We start from the raw sequence: 6765 nt of genomic DNA, 5'->3' as shown, positions 1-6765 counted from the left end.
CCACGCCGCCTCTCCCATCACCAACCCGAAAGTCATTCCGGCAGCCACCGCCAAGGTAAAACTGCCGAATAATCATATTCATTCTAACCCAGAACAGTATAATTCGTTCTGACTCATATTGAATATCGCGATTTCATTGTCAATGGTGTGTTTGATTGGAATTTGTAAGGTGCTGACCAATAGTTTTTTGTGCATCTCGTTCAGAAACTCTGAATTCTTGGATCGCAAGGATTTCATGGTGGGTTTGAGAATTGGATATGCAGCTTGGAAATATCCCGTACGATCCAAAATATCAGGAACAGTTGATGATTGGTGATCGTATCATGACTGCATGGCTGAAAAACCGCAAAATTCGGTTCAAGACGCCCGGAGACAGGGCAGGGGGGGAGTGGATGAAGTGAAATAGCTGGTTGGAAAAATCTGCTCAAACGTCAAAACCGTCCGCTCAACATCGGCATATCCCATACTTTGGTGTGGACCAATAAGCGTGCCACAGGAGTGACACCGAAAAATGGCCTCATCAGCCAAAATGACACAAAAAACCCCGTAGATACGGGGTTTTTAAAAAAATTTGGAGGCGGAGGTGGGAATCGAACCCACGAATGACGGTTTTGCAAACCATTGCCTTACCACTTGGCTACTCCGCCTTTGCTGTGGCGCGGGGGCGATTGATTACGCTGTGAAGCGAGCCTTGTCAATGCCCGGATTCATTTAAGCTGGATTGCAGCGCTTCGAAAACGAAATCGAGTTCGCTTTCCGTGGTGCAAAGTGGGGGCATGATCACGATGGTATCGAGGATGGGCCGGGTTGAGAGCCCGTGCTTCATCGCGAGTTGGCAAACGGATTTTCCGCTCCGGGTCGGGTGAGAGTGAAGCTCGATCCCCGCGATCAGGCCCACTTGCCGGATCTCCTTGATTTGTGGGCTTTGGTTTCCAAGTGCTTCGAGACGGGAGGAAAATGTCGCCAGTTTGGGCTGGAGCATTTCCAAGGTTTTTTCCGATTCGAAAACTTCGAGGCTCGCCAGAGCGGCAGCGCAGCCAAGTGGATTCGCGGTGTAGGAATGCCCGTAGTAAAAGGCATTTTCGGCTGGCCCGCGGAAAGCATCGTAGATTTCTTGAGTGGTCAATGTCGCGGCGAGCGGCAGGTAGCCACCGGTCAACCCTTTGGCCAGGCAGAGGAAATCCGGAACTACGTTTTCATGCTGGCAGGCGAACATTTTCCCAGTTCGGCCAAAGCCGGTCATGACTTCATCGAGAATCAGGTGAATTCCGTTTGCGGTGCTCCAGCGTCGCAATTCGGCGAGTGTGCCCGGCGGCCATGGGCGCATTTGATTCACGCCCTGGATCAACGGCTCGATGACCAATCCAGCGGTGCTGCGGACGATTTCTTCCGGCAACTGATGGAGATCCTCGATCGATGAAATCTGATGCAAGGGATGGCCCGGGCCACGGAATCGGTCGAAAAACCGGCTGACTCCGCCGATCGATGCCGCACCGAGGGTGTCGCCGTGGTAGCCGTTGACGAATGCGATGAATCCGTTGCGTTCGGGCTCGCCCGTTTGCTGGCGGTATTGCAGCGCCATTTTCAGGGCCACTTCGATAGCTGTGGACCCGTTGTCGGAAAAAAACACCCGCTCCATCGGTTGCCCGGGTAGGAGGCGGGTGAGTTTTTCCGCAAGTTCCGCAGCGAGCGGATGGGTGTAGCCGAGAAATGAGGAGTGGCAGATCGTTTCCGCCTGGCGCTGGATCGCGGCGGTGATGTGTGGATGCGCGTGGCCGTGGATGTTCGTCCAAATCGATGAGTTGCCGTCGAAATATCGGCGATTTTCCGTATCGAACAGCCAGACTCCTTGTCCGCGGGCGATCGCAATGGGTTCAAAATCAGTGGAACACCAATCGTCCTGAGGTGTGAACGGGTGCCAGCAATGGGCTCGATCGAGCTCCAGGCAGCGGCGGGTTTCTTGACGCATCAGCGGGAGAATGAATTTGGATCTCGAACCACTCAACTGCGGAAAAGTGGGAATTTGCTCAAAGCATTCTGGCAAATCACTGAAATGAAGCTAAGTAAAAGCTGTCTGGGTGACTTCTGTTAGAAATCGCCCACAGGCACACTACCCCCCAAAAAAACATTCGGTGGATGTCGAAGGATTTCCCCCTTCGACGTCCATCGATTTTTTGGAGGATAGCGGAATGCGATGAAATCTGGGGGGAAGATGCAAAGCTGAGGCGGGAATTTAGCGGATTTATGTGTCGTTATTTGGAGGCGTTTGCTGGAGTATGCCAAAATGAATCGACGTCAGGCTATGACTTTGACTTTCTGTGGTTTGGCGACCAGTCAGGGTTGTAGAAAACACGAAGAAAGTACTATGGCTGAGGATGGTAAGTCCGAGATGGTGGAGTCTACGAAGTCGTTGCCCACATTGGACGATTTGGAAGGTGGAAACCTGACACCGGTCCGGATTGAGCCGGATTTGGAAATCCGCACCATCACCGGGCTTCGGCCTTACCGATCATCCGGATTCATGGTGCGGAAAGAGGAACGCAATGGAAAATCGGTGATCCACAACTACGGCCACGGCGGAGGCGGCATCACGCTTTCCTGGGGCAGTTCGCATCTGGCCACGCAACTCGCCGGATCAGTCGCCGGAAAATCCTGCGCGGTGATTGGCGGCGGCGTGATGGGCTTGAGCACGGCGCGGCTGCTGCAACTCCACGGCGCGGCAGTCACCCTTTACACCCGCGATTTGCCGCCGGAAACGACCTCGAACATCGCCGGCGCGCAGTGGTGGCCGGTTTCGGTATTTTCACCGGACCGCCGCACTGAGGCGTTCAGTCGCCAATTCATCGATGCCGCGAATTTTTCCCATCGGTATTTCCAAAACCTCGTCGGTCCGCGCTGGGGCGTGCGATGGTTGCCGAATTATTACTTGAGCGATGCTGAACCGGAAAATGGCTGGCTGTCCGGCCCGGGCGGGGTGTTGCATCATTTGCAGATCGACCTCCAGGATTTCGGCCCGGGTGAACACATTTTCCCGGCAAATTACGTTCGCCGGTTTCACACGATGTTGATCGAACCGGCGACCTATCTCGCTACGCTTTTGAGCGAAGTGCGTGGGGCTGGAGCGCAAATCGTGGTCCGTGAATTCGCCAGTGAATCGGAAATTTTGAGCCTGCCGGAAAATCTGATTTTCAACTGCAGCGGCCTGGGTTCCGGCGGCTTGTTCGACGATCCTGAGCTCATGCCCATCAAGGGCCAACTGAGTGTTTTGATGCCGCAGCCTGACGTCGGCTACAACCTGATCAGCGACTTGCTCTACATGTTTCCCCGCACCGATGGCGTGATTCTGGGCGGAACCTTTGACCGGGGCCGATCGGATCTCGCCGTCGACCCGGCTGACCGTCAGCGCATTTTAACCGGGCACCAGCGTCTGTTCGACCAAATGGCGAAAAACCAGCAAGCCGTTCGGAATCAATCGGCAGGGATTTGATGGATTAGAAAGTTCCGAAATGCACGAGTCACTCCGTCACCTCGATCACCGGCCATGGCCCTTGCCGGATCAGTCTTGGATCTGGCGGCAATCCTGGCTCGATCTCGCTTTCATTCACTACCGGGTTTCCAGAAACCAACTGGCCCCGCTGCTTCCCCGCGGGGTCGAGCCGCAGGAATTCGATGGCAGTTCGTGGTTGGGTTTGGTGCCGTTCCGGATGGCAGGCATTTCCCGGCGACCCTTGCCGTTTTTTCCGGGGCTTTCCTCGTTTCCGGAACTGAATTTGCGAACTTACGTCGAGGTGGAAGGCAAACCGGGCGTTTGGTTTTTCAGTCTGGACGCGGATTCGTGGCAACTCGTGTTCGGCGGCCGGCAGTTTTATGGATTGCCGTATCATTTGGCGCGGATGAAGCAGGAGTGGGTGGATGGCTGGTGCGAATTTTCAAGCCAGCGCCGCAAGGGAAATGCTCACTTTCAAGGTCGATATCGACCGCTGGACGATCCGTTCACCGCAAAAACCGGATCGTTCGAGCACTGGGCGGCTGAGCGCTACTGCCTGTATTCGCAAAACCGAAAACGCCAACTGGTCCGAGCGGAAGTTCATCACCAGCCATGGCCGCTGCAGCAGGCTGAGGTCGAAATTCGCGAATCCACCATCCTTTCAGCGGTTGGCATTTCACCGATGGATAGCGACCCGATCTGCCATTTTTCGAGCGGCGTGCATGTCATCTCGTTTCCGGTGGAACTGCTGCAGACTGGCAGTTAGGACGATTCGGCCTGACTCAGCGCTTGATTGGCGGGCGTCGGGCGGTTAGCGCTTCAGGCCCGCTTCATGTCCGTTTCTTCCTACGCCACTCCTTCGCCCGCGTTGCAACGCGAGGTGAAACGCCGCCGCTCGTTCGCGATCATTTCCCACCCGGATGCCGGAAAGACGACGCTGACCGAGAAATTCCTGCTCTATGGTGGCGCCCTCAATCTGGCCGGCAGTGTGACGGCGCGCAAAAACCAACGTGCGACCACCTCCGACTGGATGGACTTGGAAAAGCAACGCGGCATCTCGGTTTCCTCGACCGTGCTTCAGTTCGAATACAAGGACTGCGTGGTCAACATTCTGGATACGCCGGGTCACAAGGATTTCTCCGAAGATACCTATCGCGTGCTGACCGCCGTCGACGCCGCCGTGATGGTGGTCGATGCCGGTAAGGGTATCGAAAGCCAAACGCGCAAATTGTTCGAAGTCTGCCGCCGCCGTGGTGTGCCGATTTTCACCTTCATGAACAAAATGGACCGCCCCGCGCGGCCAACGCTTGATCTGGTGGATGAGCTCGAAAGCGTGCTCGGCATCGATGCCTACCCGCTGAATTGGCCGCTTGGCGATGGTCCACGCTTCCGCGGCGTTTACGATCGGGAACACAAGCAAGTTCACTTGTTCGAGCGCACCGCCCACGGCTCGTATCGGGCGCCGGTGAGCGTGAAGGGAATCGAAGACGACAGTGTGAAAGCGGCGATGGAAGAAGCGACCTATGCGCAGGTTTCGGACGAGCTGGAACTGCTGGAAGGTGCGGGTGCCGAATTCGATATCGCCCGAGTTTTGGCCGGCGAGCTGACCCCGGTATTCTTCGGCAGTGCGGCCAATAACTTCGGGGTGCAGTTGCTGCTGGATCGGTTCCTGGAGCTTGCTCCACCGCCGGTTGCCCGCGAAAGCGAGGGCGGAAAAATCGAGCCATCGTCTGCGGAATTTTCGGCCTTCGTTTTCAAAATCCAGGCGAACATGAACCCGAAGCATCGCGATCGGGTTGCTTTCATCCGCATCGTTTCCGGAAAATTTGAGCGCGACATGAACGTGCTCAACACCCGCAGCGGCGAAAATGTCCGTCTGGCAAACTCACAGCGCCTGTTCGCCCGCGATCGCGAAACCGTGGACGACGCGTTCGCTGGCGATGTCGTCGGTTTGGTCGGCAACTACGATCTGCTCATCGGCGACACACTCGCCTCCGCGCCGGGCGTGATGTTTGATGAAATCCCGCGTTTCCCGCCGGAATGTTTCGCATATTTGCACAACAAGAGCACCGCGAAATACAAGCGGTTCCGCGATGGCTTGGCGCAGCTTTTGAAAGAAGGCGTGGCGAGCGAGTTCACCTTGCTGGAAAGCTCGGGCGTCCAGGTTCCCTTGCTGGGCGCGGTCGGGCCGCTGCAGTTTGAAGTGCTGCAATACCGGCTCGATGGCGAATACGCTGCGGAAACCCGGTTGGAGCAGACATCGTGGTCACTGGCGCGATGGCTGAAACCGAAGGAAGGCGATCCGCTCGCCCCCGAAGCCCGGCCATCGCTCTCGCTCGGCACCGCCTTGGCCCGCGATTCCAACGGCTGGCTGGTTGCCCTATTGCCGAGCGAATGGGGCCTCAAGACCTTCGAGGATAAAAACGAAGACTGGATCATTTCCGAGCAACCGTTTGCCCCGCCGAAGCTCGATTGATGGCATGGATGACCTGCTGCTGATACTTCTGAAGCTGCTCTGGCTGCCCTTTGCGGTGACCAAGAAAATGGTGGAATCGTCGAGGCTCGGCTCGTCCGAACTGGACCGCCAGGCCCTGGAATGGTGGAAGCGGGTGGCCATTGCCGGGACGGTGATCATCCTCGCCGTGGTCGGGATTCTGTGGTGGATGTTCGGCAGATGATTTCGAAGTGAATCCGCAAGATTTCCGCTTTCGATTGATCCGTTCGCTCCAGCGTGCATCTTGCGGGCGACGTGAGCGCTGAAATTGAGGGAAATGCAACATCCGGGCCGAAGCTCGGATTTTGGCGGAGATGGGTGGTTGCGCCGCTCAAGTCTCAGCTTCGGCAGGGAATCTCTGCGGAGCGCTTGGGCTGGACCATCGGCGCGGGCGTGGCCTTGGGGATTTTCCCGGTTTTCGGCGCTCGTGCCTGGCTTTGCCTGCTCGCCGGATGGCTCTTCAAGCTCAACCAGCCGGTATTGCACGTTTTCAAAGGGCTTTGCTATCCGCTGCACCTGCTGCTCCTGCTTCCGTTCCTGCAAATCGGGCAAGAATTGTTCAGCCAAGAGCCGCTGCACGTTTCCGTAGCTGCCATCAAGGCAAGTTTCAGCAACGGGATAGGCTCATTTTTGCAAGAATTTGGCTGGGTTCTGCTTCACGGAGCTGCCGCATGGGCCATCATTGCTCCGGTCATTTTGATCGCAGTTCGTCTCATTTCCACACCGATCCTGCGCCGTCTGCAAACGAAGTGGCGCCAGCCGAGACGGGGATGTTGAAATGACT

At 56.5% G+C, this 6765-nt stretch carries 6 protein-coding genes and 1 tRNA gene; 5 read left to right on the top strand and 2 right to left on the bottom strand.

Annotation, left to right across the window (positions count from 1 at the left end):
* Positions 1-572: 572 nt before the first annotated feature.
* A tRNA-Cys gene (locus JIN85_RS13885) sits at positions 573-647 on the bottom strand.
* Between the two features lie 47 nt (positions 648-694).
* Positions 695-1969 carry an adenosylmethionine--8-amino-7-oxononanoate transaminase gene (gene bioA / locus JIN85_RS13880; protein ID WP_200271750.1) on the bottom strand — a complete coding sequence of 425 codons (1275 nt, stop codon included), beginning with the start codon at positions 1967-1969 and terminating at the stop codon, positions 695-697.
* 396 nt (positions 1970-2365) lie between these two features.
* Here bioA and JIN85_RS13875 point away from each other — a divergent pair, with 396 nt between their 5' ends.
* From JIN85_RS13875 to JIN85_RS13855, 5 genes are all read left to right on the top strand, one after another.
* Positions 2366-3487 carry an FAD-dependent oxidoreductase gene (locus tag JIN85_RS13875; RefSeq protein ID WP_200271748.1) on the top strand — a complete coding sequence of 374 codons (1122 nt, stop codon included), beginning with the start codon at positions 2366-2368 and terminating at the stop codon, positions 3485-3487.
* Between the two features lie 19 nt (positions 3488-3506).
* A complete protein-coding gene (locus JIN85_RS13870; protein ID WP_200271746.1) occupies positions 3507-4253 on the top strand; it encodes a YqjF family protein in 747 nt (248 codons plus the stop codon).
* A 66-nt stretch (positions 4254-4319) separates the two neighbouring features.
* Positions 4320-5963: a peptide chain release factor 3 gene (locus JIN85_RS13865; protein ID WP_200271744.1), complete on the top strand. Its 1644-nt coding sequence runs from the start codon at positions 4320-4322 to the stop codon at positions 5961-5963.
* Between the two features lie 4 nt (positions 5964-5967).
* Positions 5968-6165 (top strand): hypothetical protein, encoded by a 198-nt coding sequence (locus JIN85_RS13860; protein WP_200271742.1) that lies wholly within the window; start codon positions 5968-5970, stop codon positions 6163-6165.
* 71 nt (positions 6166-6236) lie between these two features.
* The gene (locus JIN85_RS13855) at positions 6237-6758 is read left to right on the top strand and encodes a DUF2062 domain-containing protein (RefSeq protein WP_200271740.1); all 522 of its coding nucleotides are present in this window, start codon (positions 6237-6239) and stop codon (positions 6756-6758) included.
* Positions 6759-6765: the final 7 nt, after the last annotated feature.

The sequence above is a fragment of the Luteolibacter pohnpeiensis genome, assembly GCF_016595435.1.
Taxonomy (GTDB): Bacteria; Verrucomicrobiota; Verrucomicrobiia; order Verrucomicrobiales; family Akkermansiaceae; genus Luteolibacter; species Luteolibacter pohnpeiensis.
This window is presented reverse-complemented; position numbering and strand designations above follow the sequence as displayed.